A 21727-nucleotide genomic window follows, 5' to 3' on the forward strand; every position below is an offset into this window, starting at 1 on the left:
CATGGTCCGCTTGAAAACGCTCAAAGCCCAGATCAGCCATGACGTTTTCAGGTTGTTTGGAACCTACATCTTCGGCGTGACATCCATCAGCATGCTGTTGGCCGTGTATGGCATTTTTTTCTACCAACAAGAAGAATTCAAGCACTACAAGGCGCTGGTATCGACCCGACTGGATTCTGAAATCAGTGCATCCTTCAGGCAAGCCAACGACTTGGCCCATTCACCCGAGGTCTGGACTGGGCTGACTGACTCGTCAGGACGGGGATCGTATCTCCTGCCTCTTTTGGAAAAAGCCAATCAACACAAGAACTACAAATTTGACCTTCTGGATTACCTCGGCAGATTTTTTATTCAGAGCGACAACACAGCGGGTTTGCTTTTGGACACGCCTGCCAACATCCAGAAAACAATCGAGGACAGCCAGACCCATCTGGAATTGGTGACCATCGACCAGTCTGATTACCTGACGGTCAGCGTCCCTGTCACAGCCAATTTCACGGACAGCACCATCGGCATGGTTTTGCTCCAGCTTGATCTGGACAGGATCATGGCGACTTTGAACTTTCCTGATGACCTGGAAGTCAATTACAGCCTGATCCCATTTGTCCAAGATGCGTCCGCTCTTTCTAAACACAGTGAAGCATTCAAATTTAAATGGACCGATGCCGGCCATGACTACGCCATCCATATTCAACTCCAGCAAAGCTATTTGTCGGCCTTTCTGTTCGTCATGACAGGTCTGGCGGTCTCATTGGCATTTGGTGGCCTGCTGTTCATCAGGCTCAGGCGCTGGACACGCCAATTTTCAGAACGCACCACACAACGACTCGATGACCTTGTGCAACTGGCATCCGATACCGTCCAAGGGCGCAGCAATCAAAGCTTGATGGACAACTCAGGCGATGAAATTTCCAAAGTTTCAACCGCCCTGCAGAGCATGCTGCAAAAGCAAAGAATCGCAACGCAGAAGCAGGCTGTTTTTTCCAGGGTGTTCGAGACCGCTGCCGAGGCCATTTTGATCACCAACAAACAGGGGCTGGTGATGGATGTCAATGCGGCATTGACCGACATGACCGGCTATACCAAAGAGGAGTTGGTCAACCAGCCCGCAGGTCGGCTGTATATCAAGGACGAGATCGGCATTGATTTGCCCACCATCGCTGAATCCGTTCGCAGACACGGTGCATGGCGAGGTGAAACCTATTTTTTAAGCAAGCAAAAAACCCAGTTGCCCGTACTGCTTTCGGTGTCCACTTTGCTGGATGCCGATGGCATGAGCCAAGGCCATGTTTCTGTTTTCTCAGACATCAGAGCGATTCGTGACGCTGAGAAAAGACTCAAGGATCTTCTCAATGAAGACCAGCTGACAGGCCTACCCAACTACAGGGGGTTTCTGGAATATATCCAGAGCAAAGGGGCTGGCGCTAACTTCGCGATATTGTTCATCGATCTGGATAACTTCAAGAACATCAACGACACCTTTGGGCACGATCAAGGCGATGAGGTGATTCGACAAATCGCGCAACATCTCAAGACCGAATTGCCCGCTGGGAATTTTTTATGTCGACGTTCAGGGGATGAATTCATTGCCGTTCTGGATGTTCATCAACCGATCACTGATTTCCAGGAAAAGTTGAAACAGGTCTTCAAATCGGCTGTTTTCACCGTCAATCACATGGGTACCGTGCACATCACAGCCACCTTCAGTGCTGGGGCTGCGTTGTTTCCCGATCACTCTCAATCGATCCATGAGCTCCTCATTTATGCGGACACAGCCTTGCTGAGCGCTAAGGAATCTGGGCGCAATCAAATCAAATGGCTCAATGCCCAGATGATGACGGCCACTTCCCGAAAAACCAAAGTCGATAGCAAGCTGGCCGTGGCCATTCGCGAAGGTCGAATCCATCCGCATTACCAACCCGAGGTGGATTTGCTGACCGGGAAAATCATTGGGTTTGAGGCCTTGGCACGTTGGCACGACGAAGAACTGGGCATGGTCAGTCCTGCTGAGTTCATCCCTCTGGCTGAGCAGTCTGGGGCCATAGACCCGCTGACACAGAGCCTGTTTGGCCAAGTCGTCAAAGACAGTCACACGATCCGAAACTACTTTCCTGACGCGAAGATCGCCTTGAATTCATCACCTCAGTTGCTGTCCGGAAAGCGTCTCTTGACGATACTTTCACATCTGGCAGCGGAGCATGAAAACGGATTGGAAGGGTTTGTTCTCGAAATCACGGAAACGGACTTTTCTATCAGCCAAGGAGAGCTGGCGAGTCAACTTCAGGCCATCATGGGTTTAGGCGTGCGAATCGCCATTGACGATTTCGGCAAGTCCTATTCTTCTCTTTCCCGGCTTGCAAGCATGCCCATTCAAAAATTAAAAATTGACATGTCTTTCACTGCCGGAATGCAGCGCGAAGAGAACATCAAAATCATTTCCGGTATTTTGGCGCTGGCCCGATCTCTGCAACTGGAGACGACAGCAGAAGGCGTGGAAAACCAATTCCAGCAAGACACTCTGATCAGCCTGGGTTGCCAACAAGCACAGGGTTATTTTTATTCAAAGCCTTTGAAGCTCCAGCAACTGATCGCCTTACCAACCCATTTGGTTCCAACGAAAGCGTGTGAAGCCGCTTTCTGAAACGCTTAGCCGTTGAGGTAACGGTCAAAGAAGGTAGAGGTCTTCAGTCTGGCCGATTGCGATGCATGCGGATCGTGCTGTCGGCTGCCGGCGTGATCAAACCCATAAGCTGCGTTGTACTGCTCAATTTGCACCATGGACATTTTTTGACCAGGGCTGGTCTGGCCATGCGACGAAAAGTGTTCACGCTGTACAGCGATGAATTCATCCATGGATTCTTGCGTCATCAATGCGCCTTTTGAGGGCAGATGGATCAGAACTGGACACATGGGCCGCCAACTGCGCACCTCCGGGTTGGTCATACCCCCTCCATAAAATGAAGTCGCCGCGAAAACTTGCGGCAAAGTGCACGCCGCTTGCCAAGCAAGCAAGCCCCCCCAGCAAAAGCCCATGATGCCCACTCTGCCCTGCGGGATCTGGGCTTGGGCCCAAGCCACGACAGTCTCGATGTCCATCATCGCAAGGCTTGAATCAACGGGCTGCAAAGGCTTCAGTAGTTGCTCGCCCATGGAAGCCATTTGGTATTTATAGCCATGATACTGCCCCGCCCTGCCACGGCCAAAGAGCGATGGCGCAACCACAAGATAACCCCTGGCCGCATGTTCGTTGACCAAAGCCCTGATGCGCTGACTCAGCCCGGGCATGGGGTTTTGGTAGGCACTTGAATCGCGATTGGCCGATCGTGCATCCATCTCATGCAACAAGACCAAAACCCCTCGTGCTGGCTTTGACGGATGTGCAACAAACGCCCGGAATCTGTGCTTGTCTGGCGAGATGAGCTCGGCGTAGTGCCCCATGATTTCTGTCATACAAGGATTATCAACAACAGACTCGGCTTGAAAATCCAGAGAAACACCAAGTCATCTTTGGATGACATGAATGAGCTGGGCAAAAGGGGACAGCTCTCTCACCTGCGAGCGCTCAACGCGACTGTGCTTTGTTGCCGTAAGGGCAGTGGTTGGGGCGCGGCCCCACTTGGGGGTGCAAGCGGCAGGTGTTGGGCCGCTTGTCGTACACCGTGCAGCGGCGGGTCTTGGCATCGAGAAACTGGCAGTCGCCACTGGCGCGGCGGGCCAAGCTGAAGATGCTGTTTTTGAAGTTGAAGTGCTCGATCAGTCCGGCTTTGCTCAGGCGTTTGGCGATCTGCTTGGGGTCTTCGTGCTCGGCCTCAAAAGGGTCAACCAGCTCCAGCCGCACCAGATCGGCCAGCTTGACCTCGACCGGCATGGTGCAGCAGTTGGCCGCACAGGTGTCGCACAAGCCGTTTTTGTAACGGGTCCAGGTTTCGCAGCGGTCAACGTCAACGACGGCAATGGGGGATCTCATGGGGCTGATTATCCCCGGATGTGCGCGGCCAACTTGCCAAACAACAGAACATTCAATCGGCCTGCGCCTCACCCCAATAATGAAAAGTCATTGGGCGTGGGCCGGCGAGATAAGCCGATTGCGTGTTGGCCGTAAAGCCTGCTTCGGCCAGCAAACCGGGAATGTCACGGCCCAACTGGCAGCCACCGGCCAAAGGCCCCCACAGCGGCTGCAGCCGGTCTTGCCAGCGCCGCACGCCCGGATCAGGTGCCCGGCCATGCTCGCAAAACAGCAGCTGGCCGCCCGGCACCAGCACCCGGCGCATCTCACGCAGGGCCTGAACCGCGTCGGGAATGCTGCACAAGGTATAGGTGCAGACCACCGTGTCAAAACTGGCGTCGGCGGTGGGCAGCTGCTCAGCCGACAGACCCATCAGTTCGACATCAATGCCCGCCTTTTGGCTGCGCTTTTGAGCCAAGTGGTGCATTTGCATGGCCGGGTCTACGCCTACCAGACGGGTGACGCGACTGCGGTCATAAAACGGCAAGTTGCGCCCGGTGCCCATGCCGATCTCCAGCACCCGGCCATGGGCCTTGGGCACCAGTTGGCGGCGCTGCTGCTGAACCATAGGCAAGCCGCAGGCGAAGTCGATCAAATAGGGCAGCAAGTGACGGTCGTACCAGTTCATGTACGTATTGTCACCGCGCTCAGGACACACAGAATGACGCGATCAAGCCCTGTCAACCCCGCTTGGCCACCAAGGTCAAGATGTCGTAGCTGGCCACAACTTCGCCCAACTGGTTGGTGACTTCCACATCCCATGCGACCACACCCTGGCCCACGCCGTTGGCGTCTTTCTTGTTGCGGTCGATCTTGCGCTTGGCCGTCAAGCGGGCCTGGATGGTGTCGCCAATGCCCACAGGTTTCACAAAGCGCAGGGTGTCCAAGCCGTAGTTGGCCAGCACCGGGCCGGGTGCGGGCGAGACAAACAAGCCCGCAGCGGCAGACAGCACAAAGTAGCCGTGCGCGATGCGCTTGCCAAAGGGCGAATCCTTGGCCGCGATTTCGTCGAAGTGCATGTAGAAATAGTCACCCGACAAACCACCAAAGGCCACGATATCGGCCTCGCCCACGGTGCGGCGGTGGGTCAGCAGGCTCTCGCCAATTTGCAACTCTTCGAAGTAACGACGGAAAGGGTGAACCTCGGTCTCGATCAGCTTGGCACCCCGCATGTACTCGCCGGTGACGGCAGCGATCATGGTGGGCGAGCCTTGCAGCGCGGTGCGCTGCATCAGGTGCTTGACGGCGCGGATGCCACCAAGCTCTTCACCACCGCCTGCGCGACCGGGGCCGCCGTGCTTGAGCGGCGGCAGCGGCGATCCATGACCGGTGGATTCGACCGCCGATTCGCGGTCCAGGATGTGCAGGCGGCCATGCAAGGCGGCGGCCACCGGAATCATGCGGGCAGCGATTTGTGGGTCTTTGGTAACCAAGGTGCCGACCAAGCTGCCCTGACCGCGTGCGGCCAGTTGCAGGGCTTCGTCCATGCCGTCGTAAGGCATGAGGGTGCTGACCGGGCCGAAGGCCTCGATGTCGTGCACGCTGTCGGTGTGCATAGGTTTCTGGCACAGCAGCAGCGTGGGCTGAAAGAAAGCGCCGCCTTCGACGCCCTGCCCCACCGGCTTGAAATCGGCACCGCCGCCAAACACCAGTTCAGCGCTTTGGCGCAGCAAGGCCACGCGCTCGGCCACGTCGGCCTGCTGGGCGTGCGAGGCCAATGCGCCCATCTTCACGCCTTCGACCGACGGATCGCCCACCAGCACTTTGGCAAGCCGTGCTTTGAGCTTTTCGGCCACCGCATCGAGGTGCTGACGCGGCACGATGGCGCGGCGAATCGCCGTGCATTTTTGTCCGGCTTTGACCGTCATCTCTCGGGCGACTTCTTTCACGAACAGGTCAAACTCTTCGTCATCGGGCGAGACATCGGGCGCGAGGATGGCGCAGTTGAGCGAGTCGGCCTCGGCGTTGAAAGGGATGCTGTGCTTGACCACATTGGGGTGCACGCGCAGCATGGCGGCGGTGTCGGCCGAGCCGGTGAAGGTCACCACATCCTGACCGTTCAGGCGGTCGAGCAGATCACCGGTCGAGCCAATCACCAACTGCAGACTGCCCTCAGGCAAGATGCCCGATTGCGCCACCAAACGCACCATGGCCTCGGTCAGATAGCTGGTGGACGATGCGGGTTTGCCGATGCAGGGCATGCCCGCCAAAAAGCTGGGCGCAAACTTTTCCAAGAGGCCCCAGATGGGGAAGTTGAAGGCGTTGATGTGCACTGCAATGCCACCACGCGGCACCAGAATGTGCGTGCCCGCAAAGCCGCCTTTTTTGCCCAGCGCAAAAGCTGGGCCTTCGTGGATCAGGTTACCGCTGGGCAACTCATTGCTGCCCATGCCGGCATAGGCAAACAAGGTGCCCGCACCGCCCTCGATATCGACCCAGCTGTCGGCGCGGGTGGCACCGGTGTGGGCCGAGATGGCGTACAGCGTTTCTTTGTGCTCCCCCAAGTACTTGGCCAGGGCTTTGAGGCGCTGGGCACGCTCTTGGAAATCGAGCTTGAGCAAATTGGGCAAGCCCACCGTGCGTGCGTGGTGCACGGCATCACCAAAGTCGATGGCCTCGGCATGGGTTTGGTACACCGTTTGGCCGTTGATGGCACTGCGCAAGTTTTGTGCGCCTTGCTGGCCGATCCATTGGCCACCGATGAAACTTTGCAGGACTTGGGACATGGGAATGCGCTTTCTGTGAAGTTCAAACCCGGTCTGCTTGAATTAACCAACCGGGCGGTCGGGAAATTCTAGTCGGTTTGAGCGCACGCCCATCCGGGAAGCCTCCTAGGGTTTTCGATGAGCGAAGGGAATCCTTTGGGGTCTTTCTAAATTAATAAGCATGCATATAATCTCAACACTTTCTTCATGTTCACCTGTTGGAGCCCCCCATGAGCACTGCCCCTTCTCAACTTCCCGTCATCGTCGCTGGCGGTGGCATTGGTGGCTTGGCCGCCGCGCTTGCCTTGGTGCGCCAGGGCTTTCAAGTCACCGTGCTGGAACAAGCACCGGAGATCGGTGAGATCGGTGCGGGCATTCAGTTGGGCCCCAACGCCTTCCACGCGTTTGACGCTTTGGGCATTGGCGACAAGGCCCGGAGCCGTGCGGTTTACACCGACTACATGGTCATGCACGACGCGATTGACGAATACCAGGTGGGCAAGATTCCCACCGACGAAAAATTCCGCCAACGCTTTGGCAACCCCTACGCCGTGATCCACAGAGCCGACGTGCATTTGTCTTTGCTCGAAGGCGCCCAGGAAACCGGACAGGTCGAATTTCACACCAACACCCGCGTGGTGCGCATCGAGCAAGACGACAGCAGCGTGACCGTGTGGGACCAAAACGGCAAAGCCTTCCACGGCTGCGCACTGATTGGTGCCGATGGCGTGAAGTCGGTGGTGCGCGAACAGTTTGTGGGCGATCTGGCTCGCGTGACCGGCCATGTGGTGTACCGCGCCGTGGTCGACAAAAAAGACTTTCCGCAAGACCTTCAATGGAACGCCGCCGCCATCTGGGTCGGCCCGAACTGCCACCTGGTCCACTACCCGCTGCGTGGTGGCGAGCAATACAACGTGGTCGTGACCTTTCACAGCCGGCAACAAGAAGAATGGGGCGTGACCGATGGCAGCAAGGAAGAAGTGCAAAGCTACTTCCAGGGCATTTGCCCCAGAGCGCGGCAATTGATTGACTTGCCCAAGACCTGGAAGCGCTGGGCCACCGCCGACCGCGAGCCCATTGGCCAATGGACTTATGGCCGCGTGACCTTGCTGGGCGACGCCGCCCACCCCACCACGCAATACATGGCACAAGGCGCTTGCATGGCCATGGAAGACGCCGTGACACTGGGCGAAGCCCTGCGCACCCACCACAACGACTGGCCCAAAGCGTTGGACATGTACCAGCGCGCCCGCGTGGCCCGCACCGCGCGCATCGTGCTGTCCAGCCGCGAGATGGGCCGCATCTACCACGCCAAAGGGGTCGAACGCCTGGTGCGCAATGACCTGTGGCGCGGCCGCAGCGCAGAGCGCTTTTATGATGCGATGGCATGGCTGTATGGCTGGAACGTGGACAACTGCCTCGACGCCGCCCAAAACACTTGATTGCACGGAGACACCCCATGAACGAACTCGGACGACTCGAAGACCTGCCCAAGGACTACGTGCAAGATTTGCGCGATCTGAACCTGGTGCCCCTTTGGCCCAGCCTGCGGGGCGTGCTGCCCCCCAAAGTGCCCACCCGCCAAACCCAGCCCACCTGCTGGGCCTATCGTGACATCAAGCCCCTGCTGCTCAAAGCCGGCGAGCTGACCCCGATCGAAAAAGCCGAGCGCCGCGTGCTGGTGCTGGCCAACCCAGGCCACGGCCTTGAAAAAATGCAGGCCTCTGCCGCCATGTATTTGGGCATGCAACTGCTCATGCCCGGCGAGTGGGCCCCCAGCCACCGCCACACCCCCAACGCGGTGCGCATGGTCGTCGAAGGCGAAGGCGCTTGGACCACCGTCGATGGCGAAAAATGCCCCATGAGCCGGGGCGACCTCATCCTCACGCCCACCGGCCTTTGGCACGAACACGGCCATGACGGTACCGAGCCGGTCATCTGGCTCGATGTGCTGGACCTGCCCTTGGTCTATTACATGGAGGCCAGCTACCACATCAATGGCGAGCGCCAGACCGTGGTGCCCGGCCAAGGCGACAAGCAATACGCCCGTGGCGGCGTGGTGCCCTCGCATGTGTTTGATCGCAGCAAAAAGGCCTACCCCATGCTGCGCTATGCCTGGGCAGATGCCAAGGCGGCGCTTGAAGCCCTGGCCGCAGACGAATCCGCGCCCGAGCAAGTGCAAGTGACCTACACCAACCCCGAAACCGGGGGTGATGCGGAAAACATCTTGGGCTTTTACGCCCTGATGCTGCGCCCAGGCCAAACGCTGCGATTGCCTGCACGCTCGCCCGCGCAGGTGTTCCACGTCATCGAAGGCGCGGTGCAGGCGCAGATCGTGGCCAGCACCTTCACGCTGGCCGAGGCCGACACCTGCTGCGCGCCGGGCTACGAAGCCGTGACGCTGACCAATTTGAATGCGGATCAGCCCGCTTTCATCTTCATCGCCGACGAATCGCCTCTGCACCGCAAGCTGGGTGTGTACGAAAACCGCGGCTAAAGCGCAAGCTGTCATCCTCGGGCTTGACCCGAGGATCCATAGATGCCCGATCAAGTCGGGCATGACAGCTGAATTTTTTTCGGCATGACTGCCATTCCCGACATGACTGCCATTCCCGGCATGACTGCCATTCCCGACATGACTGCCATTCCTGGCATGACTGCCTTTTCTTTGAACGACCTTATGACCCAATACCTCTTCAATCCCCCTGCCGTCCAATCCCTGCCCATCCGTGGCAAAACCGAGCGCTTCCCGATCAACCGCATCTTTTGCGTGGGCCGCAACTACCACGCGCATGCCGTCGAGATGGGCCGCCCGGTCGACAAGAGCGTCGAGCAGGCCTTTTACTTCACCAAGTCGCCCCAGACCTTGGTGGAAAGCGGCGTGGACTCTGTTGCGGTGGTCGACTACCCTCCCCGCACCAGCAACTACCACTTCGAAATGGAGCTGGTGCTGGCCATTGGCAAAGCGGGCTTTCGTGTGAGCGAAGCCAACGCGCATGAGCTGGTCTATGGCTACGCCGTAGGCCTGGACATGACGCGCCGCGACTTGCAATTGGTCGCGCGCGACAAGGGCCGCCCTTGGGACACGGGCAAGGACATCGAGCAAGGCTCGGTTTGCTCCGAGATCGTGCCCATGCCCGGCGTGGTGATCGAGCGCGGTGCCATTGCCCTCGAAGTCAACGGCGCCACCAAGCAGTCATCCGACGTGGACAAGCTGATCTGGAACATCCGTGAAATCATCGCCGACCTGTCCACCTACTACCACCTGCAGCCCGGCGACCTGATCTACACCGGCACACCCGAGGGTGTGGGCGCTGTGGTCACCGGCGACAAGATCACAGGCCGGGTCGAAGGTGTGGCCGAAGTGGCCCTGACCGTCGGCGCTGCAGAATAATCAGACCCACGCAGACGCCAAACCTTGGTGTCTGCACGCCCTTGAACAGGACCTCACCATGAAGCTTTACAACTTTTTCCGCAGCGGCACCTCGCACCGCCTGCGCATTGCGCTCAACCTCAAGGGCATCGCCACCGATTACGTGGCGGTGGACTTGCGCGTCGAAGAACACCTCAAAGACGCCTTCAAATCGGTCAACCCACAGCAACTGGTGCCCGCGCTTGACACCGGCGAGCAGGTGCTGATCCAGTCGCCCGCCATCATCGAGTGGCTGGAAGAAAAATACCCCACGCCCGCCCTGCTACCAGCAGGGGCCAACGCACGCGCGCATGTCCGAGCGCTGGCCGCCATCGTGGGTTGCGACATCCACCCCATCAACAACCGCCGCATTCTGGAAACTCTGCGCAAGCAATTCGGTGCCAACGAAGAGGCGATCAACGCCTGGTGCGGCACCTGGATCAGCGCCGGATTTGACGCCTACGAAGCGTTGATGGCGACAGACAGCCAACGTGGCCGTTTCAGCTTCGGTGACGCGCCCTCCATCGCAGATGTGTATCTGATTCCCCAAGTCGAAAGCGCTCGCCGCTTCAAAGTGGACATGGCCCGGTGGCCACTGATCAGTGCGGTCGACAAAGCGTGCGGCGAGCTGGATGCGTTCAAGCTCGCAGCGCCGATGGCGCAACCCGACGCCTGAGCTCATACAGCACACATGCCCGGCCTGCTTCAAAGGCAGGCAAAGGTCTCGGTATCGACTTCGCTGTTGGCCTGGGCGTTGTAGCGGTCGCCCGCCACGGTGCGCTCATTAATGAGAGCGTTCAGACGTGCCATCAAACCGGCATCGAGCTGCACCTGGACGGCGCCCAAATCGTCCAGCAAGTGATCAACTGAAGTGGTGCCTGGGATCGGGATGATGTCTTCGCCTTGGTGCAGCAACCAGGCCAGCGCGAGCTGCGAAGGGCTGCAGCCAACTTCTTGAGCCAGTGCGTTGTAGGCGGGCAAGAGCTTCAGGTTGGCCGCGTAATGGTCGGGCGCAAAACGCGGCATGCTGCGGCGGATGTCTTTGGCATCAAAACCCGCGACATCGAGCGGGCCGCACAAGAAGCCCCGCGCCACAGGGCTGAAGGCCACAAACGCCACACCCAGTTCACGGCAGGCTTGCAACACGGCGATCTCGGGGTTGCGCGTCCACAGCGAATACTCGGTCTGCACGGCGGCAATTGGGTGCACGGCGTGGGCTTTGCGCAGCGTGCCGGCAGACACTTCGGACAAACCAATGGTCTGGATCTTGCCCTGGCGCACCAAGTCGCTGAGTGCGCCAACGCTGTCTTCGATCGGCACTTTCTTGTCCCATCGGTGCAGGTAATACAGGTCGATCACATCGGTCTGCAAACGGCGCAGCGCGTCTTCGCAAGTCTTTTTGAGGGTCTCGGGACGGCCGTCAATCACGCGCACTTTGCTGCCGTCGCTTTGCTCAACCCCTTGCATGCCGCATTTGCTGGCCAGGGTGAATTTTCGGCGATGCGGTTTCATGACTTGACCCACCAGGGTTTCATTGGCCCCGAAGCCGTAGAGGCCTGCCGTGTCAAAAAAGTCCACCCCTTGGTCAAGGGCCGTGAGCAGCACCCGTTCGCCTTGTTTGGCCGAAACAGGCGCGCCATAGGCATGGCTTAAGTTCATGCAGCCCAGCCCGATGGCGCTGACGTTGAAAGAGGCAATTTTTCGAGTTTTCATGGGCATTATCTTAGACGCTCAAACAGGCATGGGTGGGCTTCACGTGATCCACAAACGCACGCGAATGAGCGACAATCGATCGCAAGATGCTTGAATCCCACCCTCTCAACCCCAAGTCCGAGACCCTGGACGCACGCGACTGGATTGCGGGCCTGGAAAAAGGGCTGGCCATCATTGAGGCTTTTGACGCCGAACACCCGCGCCTGACGTCGACCGAAATGGGAGAACGTTGCGGCATGACACGAACCGCAGCCCGACGCTATTTGAAAACTCTGGCCCATTTGGGCTATGTTGGCACTGATGGCAAGCTGTACTGGCTGATGCCTCGAATCTTGCGATTAGGTCACGCTTATCTGGAGTCGGCCCGACTACCGCGCTTGGTTCAGCCGTTTTTACAACGCATCACAGCGGGAACAGAAGAAATTGCCTACTTGGGCGTTCTTGACGGTGGCGACACCATTTTCATTGCACGCAGTGGACTGCAACGGCACATGGCCAGCGGTTACATGACGGGCACCCGGGTGCCCACCCAAGTGACAGCAGCAGGCATGATCATGCTGGCCTACAGCGACGAGGCTTTCATTGATGAATGGCTCAAGACATACGACTTGCGAGCCTTCACGTCGTTCACGCTGTCCAGCAAAGCCGTCTTGAAAAAAACCCTGCTCGCATTCAAGCGTCAGGGTTGGGCCGTGTCCGAAGAGCAACTGGAGTTGAACTACCGCGGCATTGCCGTGCCCTTACTGGACCGGCAAAGCAATGTGCTCGGTGCGATCAGCATCACCATGCCCATCAACCGCGAAGAGTCAGACCACGCCCTAAACCGTGTACTGCCCGTCTTGCAAGAGTCGGCGCATAGCCTACGCCCACTGCTCTGAGCTTGCTCTAAGCCAGCGCAGGGGCTCCGGCAACGGGCACCAGAATTTTGCACTGACGTCAGGCCGCCGTTGCTGCTGCCGTGGTGGTGTGCGCACCGCCCAAGAACAGGCGCTCCATCTGCGGATCGGCCAAAATTTCAGCCGCCGATTTGTACAACACCAAACGACCCGACTCCAGCGCAATGGCGTTGTCCGAGTACTTGAGTGCGCTCTTGACGTTTTGCTCGACCATCAACACCGTGGTGCCTTGGTCGGCCAATTTGCGCAGCAACTTGAACACGTCTTGCACCACCATGGGCGACAGGCCAATAGAGGGTTCGTCGATCAACAAAACCTTGGGGCGCAGCAACAAAGCGCGACCGATTTCGAGCTGCTTTTGTTCACCGCCCGACAAGGCCGAGGCACGCGAATTCATGCGCTCTTTGACGCGGGGGAAAAACTCCAGCACTTCAGGGATGCGCTCGTGCGTGGTCTTCATGCCCAGCGTGATACCGCCCAGCTCCAGGTTTTCATACACGCTGAGCTGACCAAACAGATTTCGGCCCTGGGGCACAAAGGCAATGCCGTCGGCCAGCAAAGACTTTTGCGAAGCACCCGTGATGTCTTTGCCATTGAGGTAAACCTTGCCCTGGCGGGGCTTGAGCAAACCAAACAGGGTTTTGAGCACGGTGGACTTGCCTGCACCGTTGGGGCCAATCAACAAAGTAATGGAGCCTTTGGGCACTTTGAAGGACAGGTTGTTCAGGATCATGAAGTCCTTGTAACCTGCGACCACATCGTCGAACTCGATGCAGGTGTCTGCGGTGGTGTGTGCTGTCATTTCAGTTCCCCAAATAGGCGTCAAGCACTTGCTTGTTGGCACGAATTTCATCGGGCGTGCCTATTGCCAAGACCTGACCTTCCACCATGACCATGATGCGGTGGCACAAGTCCATCACAAAGTCCATGTTGTGTTCAATCACGACGAAGCTGCTGGACTTGCCGTCTGCTCTTCGGCTTCGGTTCAATTCTTTCAACAAGGTACTGATGCCCCCCACCAACGACGGGTTCACACCGGCGCATGGCTCGTCGAGCAAAACCAGATCGGGCTCGCTCATGAAGGCCATGGCGATGTCCACCAGTTTTTGCTGACCGTAGCTCAACTCGCCCGCCTTTTTGTCGGCCACATGGCGGATGTGAAACTGGTCGATCAGGGCATCGGCCTTGTCCCCCAGACCCGAATCGGAGGGCGCGAACATGCGGCTGAACATGCTGCCGTGATGCTCTTGCGCGGCCACGATCAGGTTGTCGCGCACGGTCATCTTGCCAAACACCTGCAGCGTCTGAAAAGTGCGGCCCACACCACGGCGGTTCAATTCAAACGGACCCAGTGTGGTCACGTCTTCCCCGTTGAGTTCGATCTTGCCCTCGTCAGGGGTGATCTGGCCCAGCATGCTGTTGAACAAGGTGGTCTTGCCCGAACCGTTGGGGCCGATCACGCCGAAGATTTCGCCAGGGCGCACTTCAAACGACACACCGCCCACGGCCTGAATCGCACCATAGGCCTTCTTCATGTTGGTGACTTTGAGAACAGGCTGGATCATGCTTTGACTCCTTGTGCAGCGCGGGCAGCCGAAGCTGCGCGTGATTGGCGACGCGCCTTGATCCGGTCGGGGATGCTGAGCAAGCCATCGGGCAGCCAGATCATGAGCACCACCACAGCGGCGCCAAAGACAAACAAATACCAGGCTTGTGCAAAACGCAACCATTCGGGCAATACCACACCCACCGCAGAACCGAGGATGGGGCCGAGGAAATAACCTGGACCGCCCACCACCACCATCAAATACATCATGATGGACGCGCCGACGGTGAACAAAGCCGGGTCAATGAAACCTACTTGCGATGCATAAAGTCCACCTGCAAGGCCAGCAAAGGTGGCGCCAATGGCAAAGCTCAGCAGTGTGTAGCTTCGTGTGTCAATGCCCAAACTCTCCGCACGAATAGGGTTGTCACGAAGGGCCGTGAAGGCCTTGCCCCAGGGCGATCGCAACAGCGCCCACATGAACACAGCAAGTATCACGGTGAACACCAAGACCATGCGGTAGTAAGCCAAATTGCCGTCAAAGCTGATACCGCCCAAACTAGGCCGTGCAATGTTGTTGATACCGAAGGTGCCGCCTGTGAGCCACTCTTCGTTGCGCATCACCAACCAGGCAGCGGTGTTGAATCCCAAGGTGGCAAATGCCAAGTAAATGGTTTGCACACGCAGCGCAGGAAAGCCTACAACCAAGCCGGTAAAGAAACACAACAAGCCACCAGCGGGCAAGGCCAACCAGAAACTGATTCCGGCCTTCAAGCAAATAGCCACTGTGTAAGCGCCAATACCAAAGAAAGCCGCGTGCCCCAAAGATTTTTGGCCGGCATAACCGACAGTCAAATTCAAACCCATGGTGGCAATGATGAACACCAGCCATGTTGTGAAGATGTGAATCCCATAATTTTTAAAATAGGCCGGCGCAATGGCCATGGCAAGCAACAAAGCCAAGCCTAAAAATAGATTCAACTTTTTCATACTTTGCGCTCCTCTTTGCGACCCAAGAGGCCTTGTGGCTTAAACAAAATCACCACCATGAAAATAATCAAGGCCACCGCATCTTTGTAGGCTGACGAAATGTATGCCGCTGCCAGATTTTCGGAGACACCCACAATCAAACCGCCCAGCAAGGCACCGCGCGTGTTGTTAAAGCCACCAATGATGGCGGCAAAGAAAGCCTTGGTGCCCAATGACTCACCCATGTCGAACTTCGCCAAATAAATGGGCGTGACCAAGAGTGCCGCTGCCGCTGCCAAAATGGCATTGATAGCAAAGGTATAAAAAATCATACGAGGGACATTGATGCCCAGTACCGATGCACTTTCGGTGTTCTGTGCCACCGCTTGCATGGCACGGCCTGTGACAGTTCTGGCCAAGAAGGCTTGTGTCAACAGCACTAGACCCAGCGCCATGATGAAGGTTCCAATGTCGGACGCTGAAATATTGATACCAGCCAAGTTATAGACTTGGTCAGGGAAGATCATGGGAAAGGGTTGAGGCTCGGAGCTGTAGCCCGCGCGCACACCATTGCGCATGGCAATGGACAAACCAATGGTGGCCACCACAATCGGCATCATGCCGTACTTGAAGAGGGGGTCAACCAAGCCGCGCTTGAATAACCAACCCAGCACCAAGACAGATAACACCACGCTGATGGCAAAACTGGCAGACAACGCCATGCCGTTGTGCAACATGATGACCATGATGAAGGCGGGCAACATGACAAATTCACCCTGGGCAAAGTTGATGGTGCCTGAGGCTTGCCATAGCAAAGTAAAACCTAGCGCAGCAAGCGCATAGATGCTGCCTGTTGCCAGGCCGCTAAAAAAGAGTTGCAGAAAATCGGTCATCGTCTTTTCACCATCCTAAAATTTTGGCGGGGGTATCCCACATCATGGATTGAAGTTGCGCCGGGGCGAACCAACGCTCCGTCAATTTGAGTAGGGTTCCATAATCGAGGCGGTAGGTGCCTCGAAGGTGCGGCCAGTCAGAAGCCCAAATACAACGATCAGGGCCAAAACCACTCCACACTTTCATGACGTGCTCATGCGTGTCGTCAAATGGGAAACCTGTTTCAGAAAATTTGCCAAAGCCAGAAATTTTGATCACACCCAAGCCGCTGTCAGCCAATTTCCAAAGTGCTTGCAACCCCGGCGCATTGGGGCCGTCGGCTAAGTTCGGTCTGCCGCAATGGTCAATCATGGTTTTGACGCCAATGCGTTGAATGCGCGGCCACAAGGCCTCAAGTTGATTGGCAGACACTTGAAACTGCGCCCACATGTCCAGTTCGCGCAAATGCGCAAGCAAGGGGTCAATGTCGGCGTAATAGTCCAGGCCATGAAATGAGGTGTTGAAGGCAATGCCCACAATGCCTTGGGTTTGTAAATCTTTCAGCGCTTGCTTGCTGATGTCGGCACGAACCACTGCGATGCCTTTAAACCGGTTACCGCCCTGCGCTATGGCATCCAGCAAACAACGGTTGTCCAAGCCATAGCCAGAGTTAGGGCCTACCAGCAAGGCATGTCGCGTGCCATACGCGTCCATGACATGCTTGTAATAGTCGGCCGTCCCTATTTCTTGGCCCTGTGGGTGATAAGGAACCTCTGCAGGGTATGGAAAACGCACTGGATCGAGGACATGACAATGGCCATCGATCTTAGGTCGATCGAAGATATTCATCGGTCAAGCTGCAATTAAAAAGTGGCTTGAACAATGGCCCGCAATTCGGCCGTGACTTCGGGCCGCACACCAAACCAGGCTTCAAAAGCAGGCACAGCTTGATTGAGCAACATGCCCAGACCATTGACTGTGACATGGCCGCGTTGACGAGCCTGTTCCAGCAGAGGTGTTTCCAGTGGAATGTAGATGGCATCCGACACCATGGCGTTGGCGGGCAGTGCATCCAATTGCACATCGAGTGCGGGTTGGCCATGCATGCCCTGTGTGGTGGTGTTCACCAGTAACTTGACATCGGCCATGGCTTCGTTGCGCTCTGCCCATGAAACAACTTTCACGCGAGGGCCAAATGCGTCCGCCAAAGCTTGTGCACGTTCTTGGGTTCTATTGGCAATCCGTACTTCGGGCACGCCTTGTTCAAGCAAGCCTACGACGATGGCTCGTGCTGCACCGCCGGCACCTAAGACCAAAGCGGCACCAGCATCACCGCGCCAAGCAGGGTTGGCGTCCCGAAGGCTTTGGATATAGCCATTCCCATCGTTGTTGGCGCCCAGCAAACTGCCGTCGGGGCGAACCACAATGGTGTTGATGGCTGCGATGTGACGCGCCGCAGGCGTCAACTCGTCCATGAGTTTCATGGCGTTAACTTTGTGAGGCACTGTGACGTTGCAACCCGCAAAACCCAGAGCAGACAGTCCGCGAATGGCGGCTTCCAGTTTCTCGGGTTGCACTGGCAACTGCACATACGCACCTTTGAGCTCATGCTTGGCAATCCAGTGGTTGTGAATGGCGGGAGACCGGGTGTGAGCCACGGGCCAACCCATGACCCCCGCTAAAACAAATCGCTTGTCAGACATTTCAAGTACCTGTGCAAAGTTAACGCCGCGCGATCACTTCTTGTTCAAAGGCGGCAATGTCTCTGCCACCACTGTTTTGCCATTGCGGATTTCAGTGATGAAGCTTTCGCGGTCAATGTCGCCTTTGTCGTCAAAACAAACGTCCATCAAGATGCCAGGATGTTGTTTGGCTGAGAAACAGCTGTTGCGAATGGCCGCAGCTGCAGCCTTACGGTCAACCTTGCCAGATTTTTCAATAGCGGCTTTCAAAACATAAACCGCTGTGTAGCCTTTCACGCCGTTGTGATCAGAGGCCGTGTTGTACATGGCTTGGTACTTCTTGCCCCAAGCTTGGAGCTGAGGAGCTTCAACCGTCAAACCCACGTGGGCAACTGCACCATTAGCGGCTTCACCTGCCAACTCAACCACCTTCGCGCTGGTCAACACGGTTTCACCAATGATGGGCTTGTTCCAGCCTTGCTTGCGCAATTCACGCAACAGACGTGCGGATTCTTCTTCGTTGGTGTAAGCGAACAAAGCATCAGCGCCAGATTGCTTGGCTTGAATCACGGCAGCAGAGAAGTCCACTTGGCCAGATTCTGTAGAAATTTCAGCCACGATTTGCGTAGGACCCGTTGCCAGCAAACCTTTGATGGTGGATTGACCACCTTTGCCGAAGTCGTTGTTCACGTACAAGACGGCCAACTTTTTGGATTTGCCTTGAACGTAGCGAGCCAATTTGGGGAAGGAAACGCTTTGGCCAAAAGCCGTACGGAACACCCAGGGATTGCCCTGCTGTGTGATGGCAGCTGCTTCACCGCCCGTGAAGTTAGGAATCTCGCCGCGCTTGCTTTCGGTCATGGAAACCATGATGGAGCCCGAATAAACGGGCCCCATGATGGCAAACACATCATTGTCAACCGCTTTTTGCGTCAAGCCTTTGGCCACACCCGGGTTGGTTTGCGTGTCTTCGGAGGTGAAACTGATTTTTCGACCCGAGATACCACCCGCTGCGTTGATTTCCTTGATGGCCATCTCAACGCCTTGTTTGAACATCACGCCAGAAGTGGTACCGGGTCCAGACATTTCAACAATGTTGGCGATTTTGATGTCTTGGGCTTGAGCCATGCCGGATACAGACAATGCGGCGCAGATGGCCAAGGTTTTCAGGGTTGCTTTCACAAAGGTCTCCTCGGGGGTGGAATCAGGCCAATAGGCAAGGCCGTGGGGTTGAAAAACTTTTTTCCATGCAAGGCAAGGTGAAATGAATGTAGGGGGAATTTGAATAATCTTGTCAATTTAAAGAGCAGATACGATCGATAATCGCTCAAATACGTTCAATGATCGTACGTATTAGGGGTTAGACCCGAGGGTCACTGGGGACGCCAAAGCGTGCAGCGCCGCTGCGTAGGCAAACACCAGACCCGGCCCAATCGTGATGCCAGGGGCCGGGTACACGCCGCCCATGATGGCGTTCATGTCGTTGCCCACCGCGTACAAACCCGCAATGGCCTGGCCTTGTGCGTTCAGCACTTGCGCGTGCGCGTTGGTCTGCAAGCCCTGCGCCGCGCCAATGTCGCCAGGGTAGAGCTTGACGGCGTAGTAAGGCCCTTGGCTCAGTTCGCCCAGATTGGGGTTGCGACCACCGGCCGTGGCGTCGCCAATGTTCTGCTGGTAAGCGGTCACGCCGCGCCCGAACTGTGTGTCCACACCCGTTTGGGCAAAAGCGTTGTGGTCAGCCACCGTTTGGGCCAGCCCTTGTGCCGAAATGCCCAGCTTGTTGGCCAATTCGGCCAAGCTCAGGCCTTCGGTCAGGTAGCCATCGGCCAAAAACGGCTTCAGTCCTTTACCACCGGGGCGCACCATGCCCATGCCGTATTGGCGCAGGGCTTTGGCGTCAGCCACCAAATAAGCAGGCACCGCTTGCTGGGCCGTCTGCATGCCCAGCGCAAACAGGTGGTACGAAGTGCTTTCATTGACAAAGCGCTCGCCGGCTTGGTTGACGGTGATCATGCCGGGCTTGGCGCGGTCCATTACAAAGTGTGGAAAGGCGGCGGTGCTGCCATCGGCACGTCGACGCAAAGACACAGGTGCCCAAAACGCGGGACTCTGTGCGCCCTGCCCTTCTACCGCGCCCAGACTGCGCGCCAGGGCCAGCGCCTCGCCCGTGTGGCCGGGCGCTGCCGGGCACCACTCGGCGGGAATGCCGGGCAATTTTTGTGAACGCAAAACCGGGTCGCGGTTGAACCCGCCACTGGCCAGCACCACGCCTTTTTTGGCCAACACACGGGCCTGGCCAGTGGCGCTGCTCAAGCCCACAGCCACGACGCGGCCACTGGCATCGCGCTCCAGCGCATCGACCGAAGTGTTCAGTGCCAATGTGGCGTGGGCGTGCTGCGACAGGGAATGCAGCAAGCGGCCCACCAGCGCATTGCCCATGACCAGGCGCGTGCCGCGTGCGTGGCTCAAACGGTCACTCAGGTGGCGCAAGACAATGCGCACCGAGTGCTTGAGCGAAGCCCAGGACTGGGTCATCGCCAACAAATGGTTGATGTCGGTGCGGTCAACCATCATGCCGCCAAGCACGGTGAACTCAGGGATTGGCGGACGCAGCAAAGGGAACAACTCACCGAGCAAACGGCCATCAAAAGGCAGCGGCTCCAATGCACGGCCACTCAAGGTAGCGCCCGGCAAATCGCTGATGTAGTCGGGGTGTTTGGCGTAAGGCCGGTACTGCACCGACGACTGCGCTTCGATTTTCGCCACGGCTTGGGCACCGTGTTTCAAAAAGGCTTCACGCAAAGCGGCCGGGGCTTGCTCGCCCACGGCGTGGTTCAGGTATTTTTCAGCATCGGCCAATGTGTCTGCCGGATTGACCGCGGCGCTGTGGTGCGTGCCCGGCACCCAAGTGGTGCCCGCCGACCAGGCGGTGGTACCGCCCACGAACTCGGTGCGCTCGACCACCAGCACCTTGGCACCGTCGATGGCGGCAAACACTGCTGCCGACAGGCCCGCACCGCCAGCACCGATGACCACCAGATCAAATTCGGCACCATCTTGCAAACCACCAGCCAGACGGTCGAGACCGTTCTTCAGGACTTGCATCTCACGCCCCCATCAAGAATTCGACCATCAGGCCTTTCACCTGCGCGAACATGTCAGCGCCCGTGAGGGTGTTGCAACCCACAGCCCGCGCCGCCGCGATCATGGGCGGCACGGCGGGCGCGGTGATCACACAACCCACAAACATGCTGGGCGTGAATTGGCTTGAATCGATTGGGTGCGGATCACCTGCTTTCATGCCCACCGGTGTGGCGTTGATGGCCACGTCAAAACCCGTTGGGTCTCTGCTGCCCACCACCACACGGCATTGGCCCAGCGAAGCCAGGCGCTGGACGAGCGCGTCGCGCCGGGCGGTGTCTTCGTCGTGGATGGCCAGCTCGCGCACGCCACCTGTGGCCAGCGAATAAGCAATCGCCGAACCCGCCCCACCTGCGCCCACCAGCAAAGCCTTTTGGCCTTTCAGGGTGCAGCCCTTGAGCGCCAGAGCCTGGGCGTAGCCCATGCCGTCAAACATGTCGCCATGCCAGCTGCCATCGGCGTTGCGGCGCAAGGTGTTGATGGACTGAAGGAAAGCGCCCCGGTCCGAGGTGGTGGCGCACACGTCAAAAAAAGCAAACTTGTGTGGCACCGTGACGATGATGCCGTCCACGTTTTGGCACAAGGACACGCCCGCCGTCCAGGCCGCCAGATCGGCCGGGGCCACATGGGCCGGGATGCACAAGGCATTCAGGCCTGCTGCCTGAAAGGCCTGACTCACGCCTGCGGGCGATTTGACCTGGGCAATCGGGTCGCCCACGATGAAATGGATGCGCGATGCGCCGTCAAGATTCAAAGAATGGCTCGAGTTCATGGCCGGGATGAT

The 21727-nt window shown here is 57.6% G+C and carries 20 protein-coding genes; 6 read left to right on the forward strand and 14 right to left on the reverse strand.

The annotated features are described in order from the left end of the window. Position 1 precedes the first annotated feature (1 nt). Entirely contained in the window at positions 2-2641 is a 2640-nt protein-coding gene (locus ACZ5RG_RS08420; protein WP_464446811.1) for a putative bifunctional diguanylate cyclase/phosphodiesterase, read from the forward strand. Positions 2642-2646: 5 nt separating this feature from the next. On the opposite strand, the gene ACZ5RG_RS08425 is transcribed toward ACZ5RG_RS08420, so the two are convergent. From ACZ5RG_RS08425 to paaZ, 4 genes are all read right to left on the reverse strand, one after another. Then, the gene (locus ACZ5RG_RS08425) at positions 2647-3450 is read right to left on the reverse strand and encodes a dienelactone hydrolase family protein (protein WP_464446812.1); all 804 of its coding nucleotides are present in this window, start codon (positions 3448-3450) and stop codon (positions 2647-2649) included. A 112-nt stretch (positions 3451-3562) separates the two neighbouring features. Then, on the reverse strand, positions 3563-3967 hold the full coding sequence (locus ACZ5RG_RS08430) for a YkgJ family cysteine cluster protein (protein WP_019430691.1): 405 nt from the start codon (positions 3965-3967) through the stop codon (positions 3563-3565). 52 nt (positions 3968-4019) lie between these two features. After that, the gene (locus tag ACZ5RG_RS08435; RefSeq protein ID WP_298602372.1) at positions 4020-4634 is read right to left on the reverse strand and encodes a class I SAM-dependent methyltransferase; all 615 of its coding nucleotides are present in this window, start codon (positions 4632-4634) and stop codon (positions 4020-4022) included. Between the two features lie 52 nt (positions 4635-4686). Then, the gene (paaZ, locus tag ACZ5RG_RS08440) at positions 4687-6732 is read right to left on the reverse strand and encodes a phenylacetic acid degradation bifunctional protein PaaZ (protein ID WP_464446813.1); all 2046 of its coding nucleotides are present in this window, start codon (positions 6730-6732) and stop codon (positions 4687-4689) included. Between the two features lie 209 nt (positions 6733-6941). Here paaZ and ACZ5RG_RS08445 point away from each other — a divergent pair, with 209 nt between their 5' ends. The 4 genes from ACZ5RG_RS08445 (at position 6942) to maiA (ending at position 10799) form a co-directional block, all read left to right on the forward strand. Next, a complete protein-coding gene (locus tag ACZ5RG_RS08445) occupies positions 6942-8153 on the forward strand; it encodes a 3-hydroxybenzoate 6-monooxygenase (RefSeq protein ID WP_464446814.1) in 1212 nt (403 codons plus the stop codon). Positions 8154-8170: 17 nt separating this feature from the next. Beyond that, complete coding sequence (locus ACZ5RG_RS08450; protein WP_315136292.1) at positions 8171-9208, forward strand: cupin domain-containing protein; 1038 nt, start codon at positions 8171-8173, stop codon at positions 9206-9208. A 183-nt stretch (positions 9209-9391) separates the two neighbouring features. Further along, positions 9392-10105 (forward strand): fumarylacetoacetate hydrolase family protein, encoded by a 714-nt coding sequence (locus ACZ5RG_RS08455; protein WP_464448190.1) that lies wholly within the window; start codon positions 9392-9394, stop codon positions 10103-10105. Between the two features lie 58 nt (positions 10106-10163). Beyond that, positions 10164-10799, forward strand: a complete 636-nt coding sequence (gene maiA / locus ACZ5RG_RS08460) for a maleylacetoacetate isomerase (protein WP_464446815.1) — start codon at positions 10164-10166, stop codon at positions 10797-10799. 29 nt (positions 10800-10828) lie between these two features. Here the strand turns inward: maiA and ACZ5RG_RS08465 are convergent, their stop codons facing one another. After that, positions 10829-11836, reverse strand: coding sequence for an aldo/keto reductase (locus ACZ5RG_RS08465; protein WP_464446816.1), 1008 nt, complete (start codon positions 11834-11836; stop codon positions 10829-10831). Positions 11837-11922: 86 nt separating this feature from the next. On the opposite strand from ACZ5RG_RS08465, the gene ACZ5RG_RS08470 reads away from it, so the two are divergent. Continuing rightward, positions 11923-12714, forward strand: a complete 792-nt coding sequence (locus ACZ5RG_RS08470) for an IclR family transcriptional regulator domain-containing protein (protein ID WP_298599394.1) — start codon at positions 11923-11925, stop codon at positions 12712-12714. A 58-nt stretch (positions 12715-12772) separates the two neighbouring features. Here ACZ5RG_RS08470 and ACZ5RG_RS08475 read toward each other — a convergent pair whose 3' ends face one another. From ACZ5RG_RS08475 to ACZ5RG_RS08515, 9 genes are all read right to left on the reverse strand, one after another. Beyond that, positions 12773-13534: an ABC transporter ATP-binding protein gene (locus ACZ5RG_RS08475; RefSeq protein ID WP_298599388.1), complete on the reverse strand. Its 762-nt coding sequence runs from the start codon at positions 13532-13534 to the stop codon at positions 12773-12775. A 1-nt stretch (position 13535) separates the two neighbouring features. After that, positions 13536-14297 (reverse strand): ABC transporter ATP-binding protein, encoded by a 762-nt coding sequence (locus ACZ5RG_RS08480; RefSeq protein ID WP_298599386.1) that lies wholly within the window; start codon positions 14295-14297, stop codon positions 13536-13538. Then, positions 14294-15268 (reverse strand): branched-chain amino acid ABC transporter permease, encoded by a 975-nt coding sequence (locus tag ACZ5RG_RS08485; RefSeq protein WP_298599383.1) that lies wholly within the window; start codon positions 15266-15268, stop codon positions 14294-14296. Before ACZ5RG_RS08485 ends, ACZ5RG_RS08480 begins: the two co-directional genes overlap by 4 nt. After that, positions 15265-16140, reverse strand: a complete 876-nt coding sequence (locus tag ACZ5RG_RS08490; RefSeq protein WP_298599380.1) for a branched-chain amino acid ABC transporter permease — start codon at positions 16138-16140, stop codon at positions 15265-15267. Before ACZ5RG_RS08490 ends, ACZ5RG_RS08485 begins: the two co-directional genes overlap by 4 nt. Positions 16141-16147: 7 nt before the next feature. Then, complete coding sequence (locus tag ACZ5RG_RS08495) at positions 16148-16969, reverse strand: amidohydrolase family protein (protein ID WP_298599378.1); 822 nt, start codon at positions 16967-16969, stop codon at positions 16148-16150. 14 nt (positions 16970-16983) lie between these two features. Then, complete coding sequence (locus ACZ5RG_RS08500; protein WP_464446817.1) at positions 16984-17823, reverse strand: shikimate dehydrogenase; 840 nt, start codon at positions 17821-17823, stop codon at positions 16984-16986. Positions 17824-17856: 33 nt separating this feature from the next. Then, positions 17857-18984, reverse strand: a complete 1128-nt coding sequence (locus ACZ5RG_RS08505; protein ID WP_298599372.1) for an ABC transporter substrate-binding protein — start codon at positions 18982-18984, stop codon at positions 17857-17859. A gap of 171 nt (positions 18985-19155) precedes the next feature. Continuing rightward, positions 19156-20907 carry an FAD-dependent oxidoreductase gene (locus ACZ5RG_RS08510; protein WP_464446818.1) on the reverse strand — a complete coding sequence of 584 codons (1752 nt, stop codon included), beginning with the start codon at positions 20905-20907 and terminating at the stop codon, positions 19156-19158. Between the two features lies 1 nt (position 20908). After that, positions 20909-21715: a shikimate dehydrogenase family protein gene (locus ACZ5RG_RS08515; protein WP_464446819.1), complete on the reverse strand. Its 807-nt coding sequence runs from the start codon at positions 21713-21715 to the stop codon at positions 20909-20911. Positions 21716-21727: the final 12 nt, after the last annotated feature.

The sequence above is a fragment of the Limnohabitans sp. TEGF005 genome (genome assembly GCF_055394835.1).